Raw genomic sequence first — 20,864 nt, 5'->3', positions numbered from 1 at the left:
ACGCCATGAGCCAAACGCGTAAAAAGGCCATCATCACCGGAATTTCGGGGCAAGACGGTGCGTACCTGACCAAACTGCTGCTCGACAAGGGCTACGAAGTCACCGGCACCTACCGCCGCACCAGCTCGGTGAATTTCTGGCGTATCGCCGAGCTGGGCGTCGACACGCACCCGAACCTGACGCTCGTCGAGCACGACCTGACCGACGCGGGCTCGAGCCTGCGCCTGCTCGAACGCACGCAGCCGGACGAGCTCTACAACCTGGCCGCGCAAAGCTTCGTCGGCGTGTCGTTCGACCAGCCGGCGACGACCGCCGAAGTGACCGGCATCGGCCCGCTGAACCTGCTCGAGGCGATTCGCGTCGTGAGCCCGAAGACCCGCTATTACCAGGCATCGACGTCCGAGATGTTCGGCAAGGTGCAAGCCATCCCGCAAACGGAAACCACCGCGTTCTATCCGCGCAGCCCGTACGGCGTCGCGAAGCTGTACGCGCACTGGATGACCGTGAACTATCGCGAATCGTACGGCCTGTTCGGCAGCAGCGGGATCCTGTTCAACCACGAATCGCCGCTGCGCGGCCGCGAATTCGTCACCCGCAAGATCACGGACACCGTTGCGAAGATCCGGCTCGGCAAGGCGACCAGGCTCGAGCTCGGCAATCTCGACGCGAAACGCGACTGGGGCTTCGCGCTCGAATACGTCGAAGGGATGTGGCGGATGCTGCAGGCCGACGAACCCGACACCTACGTGCTGGCCACCAATCGCACCGAGACGGTGCGCGACTTCGTGCGGATGGCGTTCGCGGCGGCCGGCTACCAGCTCGAATGGACCGGCAAGGGCGAGCAGGAGCGCGGCCTCGACGCATCGACCGGCAACGTGCTCGTCGAAGTGAATCCGAAGTTCTACCGCCCGGCCGAAGTCGACCTGCTGATCGGCTGTGCGGACAAGGCGAAAAGCAAAATCGGCTGGGAACCGAAGACGACGCTCGAACAACTTTGCCAGATGATGGTCGAAGCGGATTTGACGCGGAACCAACACCATGACACGTTCTGACACCGGGCGTCCGTCGCGCCGTGCGTTCGTCACGGGCCTGACGGGCTTCACCGGTCGCTACATGGCCGAACGCCTGCAGGCGGCCGGCTATGACGTCTGGGGCACGGTCGCGCCCGGCGCGCCGCGCCCCGCCGATCCGGCGTTCGCGCACTGCACGCTGCTGCCCGTCGACCTGCTCGACGCGCAGGCCATGCGCGCGGCCGCGGCCGACGCACGGCCCGACGCGGTCGTGCACCTCGCCGCGCGCGCGCATGTCGCGCAGGACGAGCCGTCGCAGACCTACGCGGTCAACATCGTCGGCACGCGCAACCTGCTGGCGGCGCTCGCCGGCCTCGATCGCCGTCCGTCGGCCGTGCTGCTGGCCAGCAGCGCGAACATCTACGGCAACTCGACGGCCGGCGTGCTCGACGAAACCGTCGCGCCCGCTCCGGCGAACGACTACGCGGTCAGCAAGCTCGCGATGGAATATGCGGCGAAGCTCTGGGCCGACCGGCTGCCGATCGTGATCGCGCGGCCGTTCAACTACACGGGTGTCGGCCAGAGCGATGCGTATCTGTTGCCGAAGCTCGTCGCACACTATGCGAGCAACGCCCCGCGGATCTCGCTCGGCAACCTCGACGTGAGCCGCGACTTCTCCGACGTGCGCGACGTGACGGCCGCCTATCTGAAGCTCATCGAAGCCGCGCCGGCCGGCGAGACGTTCAACGTCTGCTCGGAGCGCGCGTATTCGCTGAAGGAAGTGCTGGCGATGCTGTCGCGCATCGCCGGTTACGTGATCGACGTGACGATCGATCCGCGCTTCGTGCGACACAACGAAGTGAAAAGCCTGAGCGGCTCACGCGACAAGCTGCGGCGCGCGGTGGGCGAATTGCCGGTCACGCCGCTCGATCAAACGCTGCGGTGGATGGTGGACGCGATGCGCGCCGCACCGCACGGGCACGCCGCTCACTGAACGCGAAAACGCACGCGCGACGGCATGCGCCGAAACGATAACGGGCCGCTCTCTCGAGCGGCCCGTTTCGTCGATGTCGATCCGACACGCGGCTGTATCGCTCAGCCGTCCAGGCCCCGCGAAAGATCGTTGCGAATGTCGCCCGCGTGCTCGAGGCCGACCGCGAGACGGATCAGCCCTTCGGTGATCCCCGCCGCCGCACGCGCTTCCGGCGTGATCCGCGCATGCGTGGTCGTCGCCGGATGCGTGATCGTCGTGCGCGTGTCGCCGAGGTTGCCGGTGATGGAGAGCAGCTTCGTGTTGTCGATCACGCGCCATGCGTTCGCGCGCTGCTGCTCGGGCGTGTCGCCCTTCAGCTCGAACGACACGATCGCGCCGCCCGCCTTCTGCTGGCGCTTCGCGAGCTCGTGCTGCGGATGCGATTCAAGGCCCGGGTAGAACACGCGCTTGACCGCCGGATGCGAATCGAGCCAGCGCGCGATCTCCAGCGCATTCGCCGATTGCTTCTCGACGCGCAGCGACAGCGTCTCCATCCCCTTCAGCAGCACCCACGCGTTGAACGCCGACAGCGTCGGGCCTGCGCTGCGCACGAACGGGAACACCTTGCCCATGATGAATTCCTTCGAGCCGACCAGCGCGCCGCCGAGCACGCGGCCCTGCCCGTCGAGGAATTTCGTCGCCGAGTGCATCACGACGTCCGCGCCGAGCTTCAGCGGCTGCTGCAGCACCGGGCTGCAGAAACAGTTGTCGACGACGAACAGCGCGTTCGCCGCCTTCGCGATCTTGCCGATCGCCTCGATGTCGGCGAGTTCGGTCAGCGGGTTCGACGGCGTTTCGAGGAAGAACATCTTCGTTTCCGGCCGCACCGCTTCCTGCCACGCGTTCAGGTCGGTCGGGTCGACGAAGGTCGTCGTGATCCCGAACTTGCTGAAGATCTGCGAGAACATCCCGAGCGTCGAGCCGAACAGGCTGCGCGAGCTGACGAGGTGGTCGCCCGCCTGCAGCGCGGACATCACGACCGACATGATCGCGGCCATCCCCGACGCCGTCGCGATGCACGCCTCGCCGCCCTCGAGCGCCGCGAGACGCTCCTGGAACATGGTGACGGTCGGGTTCGTGAAGCGCGAATAGGTGAAATAGTCTTCCGAATTCGCGAACCGTTCGGCCGCGTCGGCCGCGCTCGAGAAGCAGAAGCTCGACGTGAGGAACAGCGCTTCCGAATGTTCGTTGAAGTCGCTGCGCAGCGTGCCCGCGCGCACGGCAAGCGTATCGAAGTTGAGGGAGTCGTCCATGTTCGTTTTCCGTATTCGAGGGCCGCGCCGACGGTCGTTCAGGCGGCGCGGACCCGGTCAAAACCGAGGCCAAAAAACAAAAAGCCCGCTATGCGTCGGCATCAGCGGGCTTCGGTGCGGTACGACAGCGATCGACTCGGGCCGGCTGCCGCCGGCCTTCGCTTTAGCTGTTTTGGGAAGTTGCCCCGCGTCCGCAAGCTGATATCAAATCGACGCAAGGCCACATCCTATCACGCCTCGATCGAAGCGTGCGCTGGCGTTACTCGACCGACAGCTGCAGGTTCATCTGCGAGCGCTCGGTGTCGCTCGCCGTATCGCGGTCGGCTTGCGACGCGGGCGTGAGGCGCGCGCGCTCGATCGCATCGAGATACTCGGGCGTCACGTCGCCGGTGATGTAGTTGCCGTCGAAGCACGACGCCTCGAAGCGCTCGAGCTTCGGGTTGATGTCGCGCACCGCGCGGCGCAGATCGTCGACGTCCTGATAGATCAGGTGGTCGGCGCCGATGATCTTCGCGACTTCCTCGTCGGTGCGGCCGTGCGCGACCAGCTCGCCACGCGTCGGCATGTCGATGCCGTACACGTTCGGGAACTTCACGGGCGGCGCCGCCGACGCGAAGATCACCGACTTCGCGCCCGCATCGCGCGCCATCTGCACGATTTCATGCGAGGTCGTGCCCCGCACGATCGAATCGTCGACGATCAGCACGTGCTTGTCCTTGAACTCGATGCTCATCGCATTGAGCTTCTGGCGCACCGACTTCTTGCGCACGGCCTGCCCCGGCATGATGAAGGTCCGGCCGACGTAGCGGTTCTTGAAGAAGCCTTCGCGATACTCGACGCCGAGCTTCGCGGCGACCTGCATCGCCGCCGGGCGCGACGAATCGGGAATCGGCATCACGACGTCGATCGGCACGTTCGGCAGTTCGCGCTTGATCTTCTCGGCGAGATAGTCGCCCATGCGCAGGCGCACGTTGTAGACCGGCACGCCGTCGAGGCACGAATCCGGACGGGCCAGATACACGTATTCGAACATGCACGGATTCAGCGTCGGCTGCTCCGCGCATTGCTGGCTGTGGAAGTTGCCGGCCTGGTCGATGAAGATCGCCTCGCCCGGCTGCACGTCGCGCACGAATTCGAAACCGATGCCTTCGACCGCCACCGACTCCGACGCGATCATCCACTCGGTGCCGTGCTCGGTCTCGAGCTTGCCGATGCACAGCGGGCGGATGCCGAACGGGTCGCGGAACGCGAGCAGGCCGTAACCGGCGATCAGCGACACGATCGCGTACGAACCCTGCAGGCGGCGATGCACGCCCGACACCGCCTTGAACACCGACGCCGGGTCGAGCTCGAGGCCCGTGGTCGACAGCTGCAGTTCGTGCGCGAACACGTTGAGCAGCACTTCGCTGTCGGAATTGGTGTTGATGTGCCGGCGGTCGATCCGGAACATCTCGTCCTTCAGTTGCTGCCAGTTCGTCAGGTTGCCGTTGTGCGCGAGGATGATCCCGAACGGCGCGTTCACGTAGAACGGCTGCGCCTCGGCCTCGCTCGACGCCGAGCCGGCCGTCGGGTAGCGCACCTGGCCGATGCCGTAGGTGCCGGGCAGGCTGCGCATGTTGCGCGTGCGGAACACGTCGCGCACCATGCCGTTCGCCTTGTACATGTGGAAATTGCTGCCGTCCGCCGTCGCAATGCCCGCCGCATCCTGACCGCGATGCTGCAGCAGCAGCAGGCTGTCATAGATCAGCTGATTGACCGGGGATTGGGAGATAACACCTACGATGCCGCACATGGCATGTCCTTCAGAATGACAAAATCGGTTCCGTCCTGCCCGACCGCGCCGTCACACGCGTACGTACTGGGCCATGCCGTCGGGCAGGAGCTGCTTCAGCTCGTGCACGCCCTGTTCGGCAAAAGGACGCAATAGCGCATTGCGCCAGAAATCCTGTTTGGGCAATTCGGTCAGCCCGGCCGCCGCGACCAGCAGCACCACCAGCACGCCGCCGCGGACGAGGCCGAACATCATGCCCAGCGAGCGGTCGACGCCGCCCAGGCCGCTCGCCTGCGCGATCCGCGACAGCAGCGCGTTCGCCACGCCGGCGACCAGCACGACGCCGATCACGAGCAACGCGAAGGCGATCACCCACTGCGTCAGCGCGCCGCCCGGCCAGTTCGCCGGGATATACGGCACGACCAGCCCGACGTAGCGGCCCGCGATCACGATCGCCGCGATCCAGCCGATCAGCCCGAAAATCTCGGACACGAAGCCGCGCCACGCACCGCGCAGCGCCGACAATGCGATCACCGCCAATACAGCGTAGTCGAAAGCCGTCAGCATCGTGGCATTACTGCGTCAGACCGGCTTCACGCACCTTCGCGATCGCGGCGGAGGCCGCCGAGCGATCCGCGAACGGGCCTGCCCGCAACAGTGTAGCCGTGCTGCCGTCAGCCTGCTTGCGATGCTCGACATATGCGGGCACACCCGCCGATTTCAATTTGGTCGCCCACGAACGCGCCGTCGCGTCGTCCTTGAACGAGCCGAGCTGCACCGCGAAGCGCGCCCCGGCCGGCGACGCCGGCGACGATGCGTCGCCGCTGTCCGGGCTCGCGGCGCCGGCATTCGCGACGGTTGCGGGCGCAGGCTTCGGCGCGGGGGCGGCCGGCTTCGGTGCGGGCTTCGGCGGCGTCACGCTCGCCGTGGCGGTCGTATCGGGTTTCGCGGCCGGCTTGGCCGCATCCTTCGGCGCGGGTGACGGTACCGGTGCGGCCGCAACGGCCATATCGGAGGCCGGCGGTTCGTCGTGCGCGACGCCCGCCTGCACGTCGGACACGTCGTCGTCGCGCGGCGCGACCGCCTGGTGCGCGGGCCGGTTCGGGATGTCGATCGCGATGTCGTCGGTGACCGGCTTCGGGTGCGAATCGAGCACCATCGGCAGCACGATCACCGCGGCCACGACGAGCGCGATCGCACCGACGAGGCGGCGGCGCGCGCGTTGCTTTTCTGGAAGGGTCGGATCGAGGAGCAGTGCGTCCGATTCCGGACGCTCGGTGCGGCGCGAGCGTCGCTCGACGCGTTCAGTGCGCTCCGTGCGCACGTTCCGGGAGGCCCCGGTACGACCGCCGCGCCGCGGGGGCGCGTCGTCGTCTTTTTTGCCGAACGAGAAAATTCCCATGAATGGCTGAGTCCGAAACTGCCCGTCAGTCAGTGTTGCTGCGATTTACGGTAGGCCAGCACGCCGGCAACCGTATGGAAACTGCCGAAAACCACGATTCTATCATTCTCGGATGCTCTTTTTAGCGCATCGCGAAACGCGTCCGCGGGCGACGCGTAACGCGTCACGCTCGAATCGGGCCCGTCCTCCACGCCGGCCTTGCGCAGCGCGGCTTCGAGCTGCTCCGCCGTGGCCGCGCGCGGCAACGGCAGGTCGGTCACGCACCAGTGGTCGATCTCGCCCTTCAGGTGCTGCAGCACGCCGTCGATGTCCTTGTCGTGCATCGCGCCGAACACCGCGTACGTGTACGGGAAGAAACCCATGTTGCCGAGATTCTGCTCGAGCACGGCCGACGCGTGCGGGTTGTGCGCGACGTCGAGCACGATCGCCGGCTTGCCGGGCAGCACCTGGAAACGCCCCGGCAGCTCGACGTTCGCCAGCCCGAGCCGGATGTCCTGCGCGGACACCGGCAGCACCGGGCGCAGCGCCTCGAGCGCGGCGAGCGCGGCCGACGCATTGATCAGCTGGTTCGCGCCGCGCAGCGCCGGATACGCGAGCGCCGGATAACGCTTCTCGCGGCCGAGGTAGCTCCATTGCTGGCGCTCGGCGCCTGCCTGCGCCTCGTAGCGGAAATCGCGGCCGACGAGCCACAGATCGGCGCCGATCGCTTCGGCGTGGTCGATCAGCGTCTGCGGCGCGGCCGGATCGCCGCAGATCGCCGGCTTGCCCGCGCGGAAGATCCCGGCCTTCTCGAACGCGATCTTCTCGCGCGTGTCGCCGAGGTATTCGGTGTGGTCGATGTCGATGCTCGTGACGATCGCGCAATCGGTATCGACGACGTTGACCGCGTCGAGCCGGCCGCCGAGGCCGACTTCGAGGATCACCGCGTCGAGCCCGCGCGACGCGAACAGATGCAGGATCGCGAGCGTCGTGAATTCGAAATACGTGAGCGACACGGGCTCGGGCAGCGACGTGCGCGCGGCTTCGACGGCCTCGAAGTGCGGCAGCAGTTCATCGTCGGTCACGTTCTGCCCGTTCACGCGCGCGCGCTCGTTGAATTCGAGCAGGTGCGGCGACGTGTGGCAGCCGACCTTGTAGCCCGCGCGCACGAGGATCGTCTCGAGGAACGCGCAGGTCGAGCCCTTGCCGTTCGTGCCGCCCACCGTGATCACGGGGCACGCGAATTCGAGCTGCAGCGCCGCCTTGACCTGCCCGATGCGGGTCAGGCCCATGTCGATGCCGACCGGGTGCGCGCGTTCGAGATGCGAAAGCCACGCGTCGAGAGTGGGAAAAGTGCTCATCGGATCAAATCTGGCTCGGTACCGCCACTACGCCAAAAAACGAAACGCGCCGCCCGGCGGTTCAGCCGGGCGACGCGCGCAGTTCACAACGCCGCGCCTGTCAGGCCAGCGCGTCGGCCGGCTGTCGCTGCAGCAGCGCGAGCAACTGCGCGATCTCGTCGCGCATCTTGCGACGGTCGACGATCATGTCGATCGCGCCCGTCTTCAGCAGGAACTCGGCGCGCTGGAAGCCTTCCGGCAGCTTCTCGCGGACCGTCTGCTCGATCACGCGCGGGCCGGCGAAGCCGATCAGCGCCTTCGGCTCGGCGATCACGACGTCGCCGAGGAACGCGAAGCTCGCCGACACGCCGCCCATCGTCGGGTCGGTCAGCACCGAGATGAACGGCAGCTTGGCTTCGGCCAGCTTCGTCAGCATCGCGGTGGTCTTGGCCATCTGCATCAGCGACAGCAGGCTTTCCTGCATCCGCGCGCCGCCCGACGCCGTGAAGCAGATGAACGGCACGTGCTGTTCCAGCGCGTTCTGCGCGCCGCGCGCGAAGCGCTCGCCGACGACCGAGCCCATCGAGCCGCCCATGAACGAGAACTCGAAGCAGGCCGCGACGACGGGCAGCGTGTGGATCGCACCGCCCATCACGACCATCGCGTCGGTCTCGCCGGTCTCGTCCATCGCTTCCTTCAGACGATCGGGGTACTTGCGGCTGTCCTTGAACTTCAGCGAGTCGACCGGCACGACTTCCTGGCCGATTTCATAGCGGCCTTCCGGATCGAGCAGCCCGTCGAGACGCTCGCGCGCGCCGATGCGCATGTGGTGATCGCACTTCGGGCACACGTGCAGGTTCGCGTCCACGTCGTTGCGATAGAGAACGGCCTCGCAGGACGGGCACTTGACCCACAGGCCTTCCGGAATGCCCTTGCGGCTTTTCGGGTCGGTCTGCTTGATCTTCGGCGGCAACAGTTTGTCGAGCCAGCTCATCGTATGGTTTCCTGTTCCGTGGCGGGGCGGGCCGACGCGGCCCGTTCCCGCTTCCTGTGTTGTGTTTATCGCGCCGTGTTGCCGGCGCCGTCCAGGGCGGCGCGCAGCTCGGCGATGAACGTCTTCAGCGCGGCGGCGGCACCTTCCGGCGCGGCGCTCTCGAGCAGTTGCACGAGGCGGCTGCCGATCACGACGGCGTCCGACACTTCGGCCACCGCACGCGCCGTTTCGGCGTCGCGGATCCCGAAGCCGACGCCCACCGGAACCGGCACGCGCGACTTGATGGCCGGGATTTTACCTGCAATGCTCGAAACATCCAGATTTCCCGCGCCGGTCACGCCCTTGAGCGACACGTAATACACGTAGCCGCTCGCGATCTTGCCGACGTCGGCAATGCGTTCGTCGGTCGACGTGGGCGCGAGCAGGAAGATCGGATCGATCTGCGCGGCGCGCATCTTTTCCGCGAATACGCCCGCCTCTTCCGGCGGATAGTCGACCACCAGCACGCCGTCGACACCGGCCGCGTGCGCTTCGGCCGCGAACGCGTCGACGCCCATCCGTTCGATCGGGTTCGCATAGCCCATCAGCACGACGGGGGTTTTGGGGTCGGTTTCGCGGAAACGCTTCACGTCGGTGAGCACGCTCTTCAACGTGACGCCGCGCGCAAGCGCGCGTTCCGACGAGCGCTGGATCACCGGGCCGTCGGCCATCGGGTCCGAGAACGGCACGCCGAGTTCGATTACGTCCGCGCCGCCTGCGGCGAGCGCGTGCATGAATTCGACGGTTTTCGCGGGATCGGGGTCGCCGGCCGTGATGAACGGGATCAGGCCCTTACGGCCTTGTTCGGCGAGCGCGGCGAAGGTCTGTTGAATACGGGACATGGCAATTTTTTCCTGGATGCGTTCGGCGATGCGGCGGCGCGACTCACGCGCACGCCGGCGCGGCGAGCGCGCTCACGCGCTCGTGCGCGATCGCACAATAGCTTTCGTTGATCTCGTAGCCGACGAAGTCGCGCCCCTGCCGAGCGCAGGCCACCGCGGTCGTGCCGCTGCCCATGAACGGATCGAGCACGCGGCCGCCCGGCGGGCAGCTCGCGAGCACCATCCGCTCGATGATTTCCAGCGGCTTCTGGGTCGGATGATCGACGCGCTCCGCGTGCTGCCGGTGCAGGCGCGAGACCGACCAGACGTCCTTCGGGTTGTAGCCCATCTCCAGCCACTTGCTGCCTTCGAACAGCTTGCGCGAGCGGGCCTTCTTCGTGTCGGCGTCGTACGGGATGCGGACCGGATCGAGATCGAAGTAATACGCCCTGGAAACCGCAAAAAAGCCGATGTTGTCGTGCACCGACGTGAAACGGCGCGTCGTGCCGCCCATGCTCGGCACGCGCCGGTCCCAGATGATCTCGTTGACCATCGTGAGCTGCGTCTTCAGGAAACTGAAGATTTCCGGCGCGTACTGCCACGTGCAGAAGATGTACATCGACCCGCTCGGCTTCAGCTTCGGAATCGCGAGCTCGAGCCACGCGCGCGTCCACGCGAGGAAATCGTCGCCCGAACGCTTGTCCGAATCGTTGCCGTAGTCCTTGCCGAGCCCGTACGGCGGATCGGCGACGATCAGGTCGATCGACGCATCCGGCAGGTGCACGGCATCGGTCAGGAAATCGCGGTTGTGCAGCTCGATCCCGGGCGGCAGCGCGCGCGGCACGGCAGCGGCGGGCTGAACCGCCTCCGCCTCGCTCGCGGCGCCGCCGCCCGGCTCTTCGATCAGGTCACGCATCGGTCGGGGTCAGAGCGCGATGCCCGATCGCTCGGCGACCGTGTGCATGTCCTTGTCGCCGCGGCCCGACAGGTTGACGAGCAGGATCTTGTCCTTCGGCAACGTCGGCGCGAGCTTCACGCCATACGCGATCGCGTGGCTCGACTCGAGCGCGGGAATGATCCCCTCGATCCGGCAGCAGTCGTGGAACGCCTTCAACGCTTCTGCGTCGGTGATCGGCACGTACTGCGCGCGGCCGCTGTCCTTCAGCCACGCGTGCTCGGGGCCGACGCCCGGATAGTCGAGGCCCGCCGACACCGAATGCGTCTCGATGATCTGGCCGTTGTCGTCCTGCAGCAGGTACGTGCGGTTGCCGTGCAGCACGCCCGGGCTGCCGGCGATCAGCGATGCCGCGTGATGGCCCGTGTCGAGGCCGTCGCCGGCCGCTTCGACGCCGATCAGCTGCACCGAGGTATCGTCGATGTACGGATAGAAGATGCCCATCGCGTTCGACCCGCCGCCGACGCAGGCGATCACCGCATCGGGCTGCCGGCCGGCGAGCTCGGGCATCTGCACCTTGCACTCGTCGCCGATCACGCGCTGGAAGTCGCGCACCATCATCGGGTACGGGTGCGGGCCCGCGACCGTGCCGATGATGTAGAACGTGCTTTCGATGTTCGTGACCCAGTCGCGCATCGCTTCGTTCAGCGCGTCCTTCAGCGTGCGCGAGCCCGATTCGACCGGCACCACCGTCGCGCCGAGCAGCTTCATCCGGTAGACGTTGGCGGCCTGCCGGCGCACGTCCTCGGCGCCCATGTAGACGACGCATTCCATTCCGAAGCGCGCGCAGATCGTCGCGGTCGCGACGCCGTGCTGGCCGGCGCCCGTTTCCGCGATCACGCGCTTCTTGCCCATGCGCTTCGCGAGCAGCGCCTGGCCGATCACGTTGTTGATCTTGTGCGCGCCCGTGTGGTTCAGGTCTTCGCGCTTCAGGTAGATCTGCGCGCCGCCGAGCATCTCGCTCCAGCGCTGCGCGTGATAGATCGGCGACGGGCGGCCGACGAAATACTTCAGCTCGCGCTCGAACTCGGCGACGAAATCGGGATCGTTCTGGAACTTTTCATACGCCGCGCGCAGCTCGTCCAGCGCGTGAATCAGCGTCTCGGCGACGAACACGCCGCCATACGGGCCGAAATGGCCGCGATCATCGGGAAGGTTGTACATGGTGTCTCTCTCGATCGGTCGGTGCGCCCCGCGCTCGGGGCCGCACCGGCTTGCATCACCCGGCGTCCGCTTCGCGCACCGCGCGTACGAACGCCGCCATCCGGGCGTGATCCTTCACGCCCTTCGCGCCCTCCACTTCGATGCCACTCGAGACATCGACAGCAAACGGACGCAGCTGGCGGATCGCATCACCGACGTTTTGCGCGTTCAAGCCACCACTCAAAACGGCCCGACGCGCGAGCTCTGCGGGAATAAGAGACCAATCGAAGACCTTGCCGCTACCGCCGTAATCCGGCACCAGGGTGTCGAACAGGAGGCCGCGCGCTTTCGAATAATGAAGAGCCGATTCTACCAAATCGGCACGCTGCGTCGAGGGGCCGACGCGCACCGCGCGCAACCACGGCAGGCGAGCCGCGCGGCCGAGCGCGTCGCACTGCGCCGGCGTCTCGTCGCCGTGGAGCTGCAGCAGCGTGAGCGGCACGTCGCGCACGACGGCTTCGATCTCGGCTTCGGTCGCATTCACGAACAGCCCGACCACCGACACGAACGGGGGCGCGAGGCTCGCCAGCTCGGCCGCCTGCGCGATCGTCACCGCGCGCGGGCTCTTCGGGTAGAACACGAGGCCGATCGCGTCGGCGCCGAGCGCCGCCGCGTGCAGCACGTCCTCGGGACGCGACAGCCCGCACAGCTTGATGCGCGTGCGCGGCGGCACGTGCGCCGGGGCGGAACTCGAGGAAGACACGGCGTGATCCGTCATGATTGAGGGTCCAGATCGGCCCAGACGCTGCTCCACGGCACGCTGCCGAGCTGCGCGGGCGGGACGGCGAATTCCGCCGGGTAGCCGACGTGGGCGAGGTACAGCCCGTCGGCCATGAACGTGGGCGCCGCGAGGTTGCGGTCGCGCCCGGCCAGCACGTCGGCGAGCCAGTCGGCCGGATAGCGGCCGCGCCCGACCGCGACGAGGCAGCCCATCAGGTTGCGCACCATGTGATGCAGGAACGCGTTCGCGCGAAAGCGGAAATGGATGAAATGCCCCGCACGCCGCACGTCGATCTGATACAGGTGTTTGACCGGCGTCTTCGACTGGCATTCCGACGACCGGAACGACGAAAAGTCGTGCTCGCCGATCAGGTGCGCGGCGGCGGCGCGCATCGCGTCGTCGTCGAGCGGCGTGTGGATCCAGCCCGCGCGCCCGGCCAGCATTGGCGAACGCACCGGGTGCACGTACAGCGCGTAGTAATAGGTGCGCTCGAACGCCGAGAAGCGCGCATGGAACGTGTCCGGCATCGGCTTCGCCCATTGCACCGACACGGTCGGCGGCAGGAACGCGTTGGTGCCGCGCACCCACGAGAACACCTCGCGCTCGAGGTCCGTGTCGAAATGCACGACCTGCCCGAGCCCGTGCACGCCGGTATCGGTCCGCCCCGCCACCGTCGTGTGCAGCGGCACCCGCGCGAACTCGGCCAGCGCATGCTCGAGCCGGTCCTGCACGGTCTTGCCGTGCGGCTGCGCCTGCCAGCCGCAGAACGCCGCGCCGTCGTACTGGATGCCGAGCGCGATCCGCATCACGTCTCGTCCGCCAGTTTCGCGAGCAGCGCGCGCGCATCGTCGCGCGTCGCGGCGTCGTTCGCGTCAACCACTTCCTGCAGCAGCGTCCGCGCGCCCGACAGGTCGCCCAGTTCGACGTATTCGGCCGCGAGATCGAGCTTGTTGCGCGCGATGCGCGCGAGCTCGTCGGCGGTGAGCGCAGGCAGCGCGGCGCCCGGCGTGGACGGCAGGTCGAGATCGAAGTCGAGCTTCAGCGCGCCGAATTGCGCGCCGCCGAGCGGCGGCAGCGAGGTCGGAGCAACGGGGCGACCCGCTTGGCCGGCCGGTGTCGCGGCGTCGGGATCCCAGTCGAACTCGTCGTCCTGGTCGGCCGGATGTTCCGATGCCATATCGCCCGAACCCATCGGCGGGCGCTGGGTGACTTGACCGTTAGTTGCGATTTTGTCGGCATCGGCATGCGTTTCCCGAGCAGGCGCGCTGTCCGCCGTCGGCGATGGCTCGTCCGCCGTCCGCGGCGGCAGCGGCATATCGAGACTGTTGAGCGCGCTGATCGCGTTCTGCATCAGCACCGCGTGCTGCGCCTCGGTGCTCGAAGGCGCTGCAGGGGCGGCGGTCGGCTCGGCCGGCTTGTCGGCGGCAGTGTCTTGTTGCTCCGGCTCTGCATCGCGCGGCGCCTCGACCGGAACCGGAGCCGCCTCGTTCGCGGGCGACACGGTAGCGTGAGCCGCCGGCAATTCGGCCGATTCGTCGCGCGGCGCCGCCACTTCGGGCGCAGGGTCCGCTGCGGGCGGCTCGATCGTCTCCGCCGCAGCGGCAGTCGCCGCGGCGAGGTTCATGTCGGACGCCGCGTCGCGCGCGACCGGCATCTCGGGCGTGATCGGCAGTTCGCGCTCGATGGCCGGCGCGACTTCGGATTCTGCCGCGGCGGCGCTGCCTGCCGCGGCCGCAGTCGCAGCCGTCCCCGCATCGTCCGCGCGGCGGCCCTTGCGGCGCTTGCGCCATGCGAAGCCGGCCGCGAGCACGATCACGGCAGCGCCGGCGACGGCGGCCGGGCGCCAGTCCATTTCTTCGGTACGACGTGCCGGTGTCGCGACGGGCGCGACCGGTTGTACCGAAGCCGATGCCGGTTGCGGCGCGCTGGCTGCCACGCCCGACGCGGCTTCGTCCGGCGTCGATGCAACTGCCGACGCCCGAGCGTCACTGGCGGCCGGACGCGACGCGACGGGCGCCGGCGCCGGAGCCGGCGGCACGCCGGTCGTCGTCGCCGGCTTGCCGATGCCGTGCTTCTGCAACTCCATCAGCACACGATTCTTCAACGCCAACAATTGCTGAAGGCTCGACGGCCGCGGCTGCGACGCCCCCACGGCAGGCGCCGCACCGGCCGGTTCGTGCGCACCGGAAACCGGGCCGGCCGGCACCGACTGCCCCGCAGCGTCGCTCGCGGACGACGGCGCCGACTGGATCGCACCGCTCCACACATGCGGGCCGCTTGCACCTGCCGCGGGTGCCGCCGGCTGCGTGCTTTCGACTGCCGACGCGCCATGTGCGGCCGGCGTGCCGACCGCAGCCGACGCCCCCGCCACCGTCGCGGCACTCGCCCCGCTCACCGGCGCCGCATGCGCGGCCGGCGCTGCTGGCGCGGGTTGCACGGCCGAGCCGGCATGCGGCGCGGATGCGCCATGCTGCGCGAGCGCCGCCCCGCCCGATGCGACGGCGGGCGCGGAAGCGGCCGCCGTACCGGACGCAGCCGATGCGCCGGCCGGCACGAGCGCCGCGCCGGTGGCGTCGAGCGCGGGCACGGTCAGCGTCGCGCCGACTTTCAGGCGGCTCGCGTCGCGCTTCATGAACGCCTGCGGATTGGCGTCGAACAGCGCACGGCCAGCGCGCGCGAGCACGGCCGGATCGTGCGATTGCGTGGCCGCCTTCGCGATGTCGTTCAGCGACTGGCCCGGCTGGACCGTCACGGTAAGCGGGGCGGCGGCGCCGGCGGCCGATGCCGGCAGCTCGCCGGTGCCGACGGCCCACGCCGATGCGGCTGCGCCGAGCGCCAGGATCGCCAGCGCGCCACGCACGGCGCGCGACAGACGGGACTGACGCGGAAACAAGGAAATTCGGGACATCGTTGGCTCTATCGCCGCGCACGGACGCGGCTCGGATTCGCGGTTGGAAGCGTCAATAAAGGTGCTGCAGAAATGCAAAAGCGTCGCGCGGAACGCGACGCTTTCGGCGGGTCTGTGCGTCGTAACCGCGTAGTTTACTTCACACGATCGGGTTCCGGCCGAATTCGTCGCCCGCAGGTGCAACCGGACGCGGGCAAGCGCTCGTATCGAGCGAGTCAGCCTGTCGTTGCCAATGCGTCCGATGGCTCAAAGCGAACCTGCGTGCCGCAGGCGAAAGCCGTCTCGCAGCAGCGTCGCTCTTCGCGCGAAGGTGGCGGCCTTGCGGCGCTCACCGGGTGTTCGCCGCAGGATTCACGGTGGCGACAGCCTCACAGGCATTCTCTCGACAATCCACCCCGCCCGCCGTTAATGAATCAATCGCCGGAAATCGAAACAAATCCCCCCGGCAATCGACCGCGCTCCAAATGAATTTCAATTCACCGATAAGAAGGCAACTCTCCCCTCTTATCGAAGAAATAAAAATCTACACGACCGAAGTCCCGCCCCATAAGGCTTTCATAGCCATCCGCGCACCCCATTGCTCATACCAAAGCAGTCATTTCTGCATTAACTCAATTACATTACACAAAATTACACAGACCCAATAACCCCCGTCGATACGATCGCCTTCAAACAGCAATCGGCACACCTCGACCTCGCGCTCGCGCATGCCGGAAAAGGCGCAAGCGCGCCCGGCCGGGCGCATGCCGTGAAGTACCGGAGGGCCATCGCGCAGTCGCACGACTGCATCCACTCACCAGCTCGTTACGGGGACCGAACATGGGCTATCAGCAGGGTTTGAGCGGGTTGGCCGGCGCGTCGAGCAATCTCGACGTCATCGGCAACAACATCGCGAACGCGAACACGGTCGGCTTCAAGCAGGGACGCGCGAACTTCTCGGACCTGTACGCGAATTCGGTCGCGACGTCGGTCAACACGCAGATCGGCATCGGCACGCGGCTCGCGTCGGTGCAGCAGCATTTCGGCCAGGGGACGATCAATTCGACGAAGTCGTCGCTCGACGTCGCGATCAACGGCAACGGCTTCTTCCAGATGTCGAGCAACGGCGTGAGCACGTACTCGCGAGACGGTACGTTCCACCGCGACAAGAACGGCGCGATCGTCGACGCGCAAGGCCGCAACCTGATGGGCTATGCAGCAGGCGCCGGCGGCGTGATCAACACCGCGCAGACCGTGCCGCTACAGGCGCCGACCGGCAACATCGCACCGCACGCGACGACCAGGATCACCGGCCAGTTCAACCTGAATTCGCAGGACAAGGTGCCGACCGGAACGCCGTTCAACGCGACCGACAACACGACGTACAACTACAACACGTCGATCCAGGTCTACGACACGCTCGGCGGCTCGCAACAGGTCTCGATGTACTTCGCGAAGCGTTCGGCCGGCACGTGGCAGGCCTACGCGGGCGTGCAGGGCCAGACGCCGACGAATCTCGGCACCGTCACGTTCGACGCGTCCGGCCGGATCAGCTCGACGACGTCGGCCGCGACCGGCCAGCCGACCCCGAGCCTCGGCCAGTTCGCGGTCTCGATCCCGAACACGACGGGCGGCGCGAATCCGCAGAACCTCACGCTCGACCTGACCGGCACGACGCAGTACGGCGGCAAGGACGGCGTGACCAATCTCGCGCAGGACGGCTTCGCGAGCGGCACGCTGACGACGTTCTCGATCGGCACCGACGGCAAGCTGACCGGCAACTACTCGAACGGCCAGAGCGCGGTGCTCGGCCTGATCGCGCTCGCGAACTTCAACAACCCGAACGGGCTCGTGAACATCGGCGGTAATCAATATGCGGAAACGGCCGCGTCGGGTGTGCCGCAAATCTCCGCGCCGGGCAGCACGAACCACGGCACGCTGCAGGGCAGCGCGCTCGAAAATTCGAACGTCAACCTGACCACCGAGCTCGTGAACCTGATCACCGCGCAGCGCAATTACCAGGCGAATGCGCAGACGATCAAGACCCAGCAGGCGGTCGATCAGACGCTGCTGAACCTGCGCTGAACCGCGCATGAAAAACGCGCCGCGCCGGCCCCGAACCTCGAGGCCGACGCGGCGCGTCGTATCGTGCAGCCCGGCCCGCGGGCCGGACAGCCCGCGTGCTTACTTGTCGAGCAGGATGCGCAGCATGCGGCGCAGCGGCTCGGCCGCGCCCCACAGCAGCTGATCGCCGACCGTGAACGCCGACAGGTATTCGCCGCCCATCGCGAGCTTGCGCAGGCGGCCGACCGGCACCGACAGCGTGCCGGTGATCTTCGCCGGCGACAGGTCGCGCATCGACGCTTCACGCTCGTTCGGCACGACCTTCACCCAGTCGTTCGCCGACGCGAGGATGCCGTTGATCTCGTCGAGCGGCACGTCCTTCTTCAGCTTGATCGTCAGCGCCTGCGAGTGGCAGCGCATCGCGCCGATCCGCACGCACAGCCCGTCGACCGGGATCGAGCCCGGCTCGCCCATCGCCGGCTTGCCGAGGATCTTGTTGGTTTCCGCGCCGCCCTTCCACTCTTCCTTCGACATCCCGTTGCCGAGATCCTTGTCGATCCACGGAATCAGCGAACCGGCGAGCGGCACGCCGAAGTGGCTCGTCGGCATCGCGTCGCTGTTCATCGCGGCCAGCACGCGGCGGTCGATGTCGAGGATCGCGGAAGCCGGATCGGCGAGCTGTTCCTGCACCGCGCCGTTCAGCGTGCCCATCTGCGACAGCAGCTCGCGCATGTTCTGCGCGCCCGCGCCCGATGCGGCCTGGTAGGTCATCGCGGTGATCCAGTCGACGAGGTTCTCGCGGAACAGGCCGCCGAGCGCCATCAGCATCAGGCTGACCGTGCAGTTGCCGCCGATGAAGTTCTTCGTGCCCTTGACGAGCGCGTCCTTGATCACGTCGAGGTTGACCGGATCGAGGATGATGACCGCGTCGTCCTTCATCCGCAGCGACGATGCCGCGTCGATCCAGTAGCCGTTCCAGCCGGCCGCGCGCAGCTTCGGGAACACGTCGTTCGTGTAGTCGCCGCCCTGGCACGTGATGATCACGTCGCACTTCTTCAGCTCGTCGACGTTGGTCGCGTCCTTGAGCGTAGTCTCGTTTTTCGCGAACGACGGCGCCTTGCCGCCCGTATTGCTGGTGCTGAAAAACACCGGTTCGATCAGGTCGAAATCGCCCTCTTCCTGCATGCGCTGCATCAGGACGCTGCCGACCATGCCGCGCCAACCTACGAGACCTACGTTCATGACTAACCCTTTGCTTTGAATGGAGCTTCCCCGCCATTTCCGTCCCCGCGTGACCGCGCGGGGAAACAGGCGGGCACGACGGCGATCAGCGTTTAATGATCGTTTTCGTGGTAATGGTTTTCGTGATGACGATGGCGCGCGCACCCGCACGGGCAGTGTTGCCGTGGAGTTTCAGGACCGGGGAGATCAGGGAAATCAGCGCCATCGTTCGAGTCTACACAAAGCCGGTGGCCCGCACAACGGCCAACCGCGCGCGAACCGGCCGATTTTTACGGCCCGTTCGCGCCCTTTTCCACATTAATTACCGCACTTCGTCGCCCTGCGCTGACAGCGCGGCGACCACCGCGTCGCCCATCGCGGCCGTGCCGACCTGCTTGCAGCCCGGCGTCGCGATGTCGCCCGTGCGATAGCCTTGTTCGAGCACCGTTTTTACCGCACGCTCGATGCGATCGGCCTGCTCCGCGCGATTCAGCGAATAGCGCAGCAGCATCGCGGCCGACAGGATCGTCGCGAGCGGGTTCGCGATGCCCTTGCCCGCGATGTCGGGCGCCGAACCGTGCGACGGCTCGTACAGGCCCTTGTTGTTCTTGTCGAGCGACGCCGACGGCAGCATGCCGATCGAGCCCGTCAGCATCGACGCTTCATCCGACAGGATGTCGCCGAACATGTTGCCGGTGACGATTACGTCGAACTGCTTCGGCGCCTTCGCGAGCTGCATCGCCGCGTTGTCGACGTACATGTGCGACAGCTCGACGTCCGCGTACTCCTTCGACACGTCGATCATGATGTCGCGCCAGAACTGCGACGTCTCCAGCACGTTCGACTTGTCGACCGACAGCAGCTTCTTCGCGCGCTTTTGCGCGGCCTGGAACGCGACGTGCGCGATGCGGCGCACTTCCGGCTCCGAGTAGCGCATCGTGTCGAAGCCTTCGCGCTCGCCGGCGAACGGGCCGTCCGGCGCCGCCCGCACGCCGCGCGGCTGGCCGAAGTAGATGTCGCCGTTCAGTTCCCGCACGATCAGGATGTCGAGGCCCGCGACCAGTTCCGGCTTCAACGGCGATGCGTCGACGAGCTGCGGATAGCAGATCGCCGGGCGGAAGTTCGCGAACAATTCGAGGTGCTTGCGCAGCCCGAGGATCGCCTGCTCGGGGCGCAGCGCACGCTCGAGCGAATCGTACTTCCAGTCGCCGACCGCGCCGAACAGGATCGCGTCGGCTTCCTTCGCGAGCTTCAGCGTCGCGTCGGGCAGCGGATGGCCGCTCGCCTCGTAGCCCGCGCCGCCGACCGGCGCCTGTTCGAGTTCGAACTTCTCGTCGAGTGCGTTCAGCACCTTCACGGCTTCATTGACGATTTCCGGACCGATGCCGTCGCCGGGCAGCACTGCAATCTTCATGCGAAATTCCTGACTGGATGAATTGTTATGGAGGCAGGCCGGCGAGCGCACCACGATGCACCCGCCCGCCACGCGCAATCAGCCGACCAGCTTGGTATTGAGCCACGGCTGCTTCACGAGCCGCTCCGCTTCGAACTGGCGGATCTTGTCCGCGTGGCGCAGCGTGAGGCCGATGTCGTCGAAGCCGTTCAGCAGGCAGTACTTGCGGAACGCGGTGATCTCGAACGGATACTCGCGGCCGTCGCCCGCGCGCACGACCTGCGCGTCGAGGTCGATCGTCAGCTGATAGCCGTTGAACGCGTAGGTGTCGTTGAACAGGTGATCGACCTGCTGCTCGGTCAGCACGATCGGCAGCAGGCCGTTCTTGAAGCAGTTGTTGAAGAAGATGTCCGCGAAGCTCGGCGCGATGATCGCGCGGAAGCCGTACTGCTGCAGCGCCCACGGCGCGTGCTCGCGCGAGCTGCCGCAGCCGAAGTTCTTGCGTGCGAGCAGCACCGATGCGCCCTGGTAGCGCGGCTGGTTCAGCACGAAGTCCGGGTTCAGCGGACGCTTCGAGTTGTCCTGGCCCGGCTCGCCGTGATCGAGGTAGCGCCATTCGTCGAACGCGTTCGGACCGAAGCCCGTGCGCTTGATCGACTTCAGGAACTGCTTCGGGATGATCGCGTCGGTGTCGACGTTCTCGCGATCGAGCGGCGCCACGACGCCGGTATGTACAGTGAATTTTTCCATGATCCGTCTATCCGGTTGAAGGGCCGGC

At 67.0% G+C, this 20,864-nt stretch carries 20 protein-coding genes; 3 read left to right on the top strand and 17 right to left on the bottom strand.

Annotated features, from left to right (window positions below; all coding sequences use genetic code 11):
* Positions 1-5: 5 nt before the first annotated feature.
* Positions 6-1,052 carry a GDP-mannose 4,6-dehydratase gene (gene gmd, locus HWX62_RS24240; RefSeq protein ID WP_175931665.1) on the top strand — a complete coding sequence of 349 codons (1,047 nt, stop codon included), beginning with the start codon at positions 6-8 and terminating at the stop codon, positions 1,050-1,052.
* Complete coding sequence (locus tag HWX62_RS24235) at positions 1,039-2,004, top strand: NAD-dependent epimerase/dehydratase family protein (protein WP_175931664.1); 966 nt, start codon at positions 1,039-1,041, stop codon at positions 2,002-2,004. Before gmd ends, HWX62_RS24235 begins: the two co-directional genes overlap by 14 nt.
* A 101-nt stretch (positions 2,005-2,105) precedes the next feature.
* Here HWX62_RS24235 and HWX62_RS24230 read toward each other — a convergent pair whose 3' ends face one another.
* The 13 genes from HWX62_RS24230 to HWX62_RS24170 form a co-directional block, all read right to left on the bottom strand.
* Positions 2,106-3,296 (bottom strand): O-succinylhomoserine sulfhydrylase, encoded by a 1,191-nt coding sequence (locus HWX62_RS24230; RefSeq protein ID WP_175931663.1) that lies wholly within the window; start codon positions 3,294-3,296, stop codon positions 2,106-2,108.
* Between the two features lie 259 nt (positions 3,297-3,555).
* On the bottom strand, positions 3,556-5,088 hold the full coding sequence (gene purF / locus HWX62_RS24225; RefSeq protein WP_175931662.1) for an amidophosphoribosyltransferase: 1,533 nt from the start codon (positions 5,086-5,088) through the stop codon (positions 3,556-3,558).
* A gap of 51 nt (positions 5,089-5,139) precedes the next feature.
* On the bottom strand, positions 5,140-5,634 hold the full coding sequence (locus HWX62_RS24220) for a CvpA family protein (protein ID WP_175931661.1): 495 nt from the start codon (positions 5,632-5,634) through the stop codon (positions 5,140-5,142).
* A gap of 7 nt (positions 5,635-5,641) precedes the next feature.
* Complete coding sequence (locus tag HWX62_RS24215; protein ID WP_175931660.1) at positions 5,642-6,469, bottom strand: SPOR domain-containing protein; 828 nt, start codon at positions 6,467-6,469, stop codon at positions 5,642-5,644.
* Between the two features lie 29 nt (positions 6,470-6,498).
* The gene (folC, locus tag HWX62_RS24210) at positions 6,499-7,809 is read right to left on the bottom strand and encodes a bifunctional tetrahydrofolate synthase/dihydrofolate synthase (protein ID WP_175931659.1); all 1,311 of its coding nucleotides are present in this window, start codon (positions 7,807-7,809) and stop codon (positions 6,499-6,501) included.
* Between the two features lie 100 nt (positions 7,810-7,909).
* The gene (gene accD / locus HWX62_RS24205; RefSeq protein WP_040139428.1) at positions 7,910-8,782 is read right to left on the bottom strand and encodes an acetyl-CoA carboxylase, carboxyltransferase subunit beta; all 873 of its coding nucleotides are present in this window, start codon (positions 8,780-8,782) and stop codon (positions 7,910-7,912) included.
* A gap of 65 nt (positions 8,783-8,847) precedes the next feature.
* Positions 8,848-9,663: a tryptophan synthase subunit alpha gene (trpA, locus tag HWX62_RS24200; protein ID WP_175931658.1), complete on the bottom strand. Its 816-nt coding sequence runs from the start codon at positions 9,661-9,663 to the stop codon at positions 8,848-8,850.
* A 43-nt stretch (positions 9,664-9,706) separates the two neighbouring features.
* On the bottom strand, positions 9,707-10,558 hold the full coding sequence (locus HWX62_RS24195) for a site-specific DNA-methyltransferase (protein ID WP_175931657.1): 852 nt from the start codon (positions 10,556-10,558) through the stop codon (positions 9,707-9,709).
* A gap of 9 nt (positions 10,559-10,567) precedes the next feature.
* On the bottom strand, positions 10,568-11,761 hold the full coding sequence (gene trpB, locus HWX62_RS24190) for a tryptophan synthase subunit beta (protein ID WP_175931656.1): 1,194 nt from the start codon (positions 11,759-11,761) through the stop codon (positions 10,568-10,570).
* A gap of 55 nt (positions 11,762-11,816) precedes the next feature.
* On the bottom strand, positions 11,817-12,518 hold the full coding sequence (locus tag HWX62_RS24185; RefSeq protein ID WP_175931655.1) for a phosphoribosylanthranilate isomerase: 702 nt from the start codon (positions 12,516-12,518) through the stop codon (positions 11,817-11,819).
* A complete protein-coding gene (gene truA, locus HWX62_RS24180) occupies positions 12,515-13,327 on the bottom strand; it encodes a tRNA pseudouridine(38-40) synthase TruA (protein ID WP_059582759.1) in 813 nt (270 codons plus the stop codon). Before truA ends, HWX62_RS24185 begins: the two co-directional genes overlap by 4 nt.
* Positions 13,327-15,429: a FimV/HubP family polar landmark protein gene (locus HWX62_RS24175; protein ID WP_175931654.1), complete on the bottom strand. Its 2,103-nt coding sequence runs from the start codon at positions 15,427-15,429 to the stop codon at positions 13,327-13,329. The genes truA and HWX62_RS24175 overlap by 1 nt, the downstream gene beginning before the upstream one ends.
* Positions 15,430-16,024: 595 nt before the next feature.
* The gene (locus HWX62_RS24170; RefSeq protein WP_175931653.1) at positions 16,025-16,222 is read right to left on the bottom strand and encodes a hypothetical protein; all 198 of its coding nucleotides are present in this window, start codon (positions 16,220-16,222) and stop codon (positions 16,025-16,027) included.
* A 26-nt stretch (positions 16,223-16,248) separates the two neighbouring features.
* Between HWX62_RS24170 and flgE the strand changes: the two genes are divergently transcribed.
* Positions 16,249-17,493 carry a flagellar hook protein FlgE gene (gene flgE / locus HWX62_RS24165; RefSeq protein WP_175931652.1) on the top strand — a complete coding sequence of 415 codons (1,245 nt, stop codon included), beginning with the start codon at positions 16,249-16,251 and terminating at the stop codon, positions 17,491-17,493.
* 99 nt (positions 17,494-17,592) lie between these two features.
* On the opposite strand, the gene asd is transcribed toward flgE, so the two are convergent.
* The 4 genes from asd to leuD form a co-directional block, all read right to left on the bottom strand.
* The gene (gene asd, locus HWX62_RS24160; RefSeq protein WP_175931651.1) at positions 17,593-18,714 is read right to left on the bottom strand and encodes an aspartate-semialdehyde dehydrogenase; all 1,122 of its coding nucleotides are present in this window, start codon (positions 18,712-18,714) and stop codon (positions 17,593-17,595) included.
* A gap of 85 nt (positions 18,715-18,799) precedes the next feature.
* Complete coding sequence (locus HWX62_RS24155; RefSeq protein ID WP_006756675.1) at positions 18,800-18,919, bottom strand: hypothetical protein; 120 nt, start codon at positions 18,917-18,919, stop codon at positions 18,800-18,802.
* Positions 18,920-19,015: 96 nt separating this feature from the next.
* Positions 19,016-20,107 (bottom strand): 3-isopropylmalate dehydrogenase, encoded by a 1,092-nt coding sequence (gene leuB / locus HWX62_RS24150; protein WP_175931650.1) that lies wholly within the window; start codon positions 20,105-20,107, stop codon positions 19,016-19,018.
* Between the two features lie 78 nt (positions 20,108-20,185).
* Complete coding sequence (gene leuD / locus HWX62_RS24145) at positions 20,186-20,836, bottom strand: 3-isopropylmalate dehydratase small subunit (RefSeq protein ID WP_012493210.1); 651 nt, start codon at positions 20,834-20,836, stop codon at positions 20,186-20,188.
* Positions 20,837-20,864 lie beyond the last annotated feature (28 nt).

Origin of the sequence: Burkholderia sp. BCC0506 (assembly GCF_902833145.1) — a bacterium.
Lineage (GTDB): Bacteria > Pseudomonadota > Gammaproteobacteria > Burkholderiales > Burkholderiaceae > Burkholderia.
This window is presented reverse-complemented; position numbering and strand designations above follow the sequence as displayed.

Excerpts from the sequence above, each read along its gene's own strand:
- gmd (WP_175931665.1), top strand. The coding sequence starts at position 6 with ATGAGCCAAACGCGTAAAAAGGCCATCATCACCGGAATTTCGGGGCAA.
- HWX62_RS24235 (WP_175931664.1), top strand. The coding sequence starts at position 1,039 with ATGACACGTTCTGACACCGGGCGTCCGTCGCGCCGTGCGTTCGTCACG.
- HWX62_RS24230 (WP_175931663.1), bottom strand. The coding sequence starts at position 3,296 with ATGGACGACTCCCTCAACTTCGATACGCTTGCCGTGCGCGCGGGCACG.
- purF (WP_175931662.1), bottom strand. The coding sequence starts at position 5,088 with ATGTGCGGCATCGTAGGTGTTATCTCCCAATCCCCGGTCAATCAGCTG.
- HWX62_RS24220 (WP_175931661.1), bottom strand. The coding sequence starts at position 5,634 with ATGCTGACGGCTTTCGACTACGCTGTATTGGCGGTGATCGCATTGTCG.
- HWX62_RS24215 (WP_175931660.1), bottom strand. The coding sequence starts at position 6,469 with ATGGGAATTTTCTCGTTCGGCAAAAAAGACGACGACGCGCCCCCGCGG.
- folC (WP_175931659.1), bottom strand. The coding sequence starts at position 7,809 with ATGAGCACTTTTCCCACTCTCGACGCGTGGCTTTCGCATCTCGAACGC.
- accD (WP_040139428.1), bottom strand. The coding sequence starts at position 8,782 with ATGAGCTGGCTCGACAAACTGTTGCCGCCGAAGATCAAGCAGACCGAC.
- trpA (WP_175931658.1), bottom strand. The coding sequence starts at position 9,663 with ATGTCCCGTATTCAACAGACCTTCGCCGCGCTCGCCGAACAAGGCCGT.
- HWX62_RS24195 (WP_175931657.1), bottom strand. The coding sequence starts at position 10,558 with ATGCGTGACCTGATCGAAGAGCCGGGCGGCGGCGCCGCGAGCGAGGCG.
- trpB (WP_175931656.1), bottom strand. The coding sequence starts at position 11,761 with ATGTACAACCTTCCCGATGATCGCGGCCATTTCGGCCCGTATGGCGGC.
- HWX62_RS24185 (WP_175931655.1), bottom strand. The coding sequence starts at position 12,518 with ATGACGGATCACGCCGTGTCTTCCTCGAGTTCCGCCCCGGCGCACGTG.
- truA (WP_059582759.1), bottom strand. The coding sequence starts at position 13,327 with ATGCGGATCGCGCTCGGCATCCAGTACGACGGCGCGGCGTTCTGCGGC.
- HWX62_RS24175 (WP_175931654.1), bottom strand. The coding sequence starts at position 15,429 with ATGTCCCGAATTTCCTTGTTTCCGCGTCAGTCCCGTCTGTCGCGCGCC.
- flgE (WP_175931652.1), top strand. The coding sequence starts at position 16,249 with ATGGGCTATCAGCAGGGTTTGAGCGGGTTGGCCGGCGCGTCGAGCAAT.
- asd (WP_175931651.1), bottom strand. The coding sequence starts at position 18,714 with ATGAACGTAGGTCTCGTAGGTTGGCGCGGCATGGTCGGCAGCGTCCTG.
- HWX62_RS24155 (WP_006756675.1), bottom strand. The coding sequence starts at position 18,919 with ATGGCGCTGATTTCCCTGATCTCCCCGGTCCTGAAACTCCACGGCAAC.
- leuB (WP_175931650.1), bottom strand. The coding sequence starts at position 20,107 with ATGAAGATTGCAGTGCTGCCCGGCGACGGCATCGGTCCGGAAATCGTC.
- leuD (WP_012493210.1), bottom strand. The coding sequence starts at position 20,836 with ATGGAAAAATTCACTGTACATACCGGCGTCGTGGCGCCGCTCGATCGC.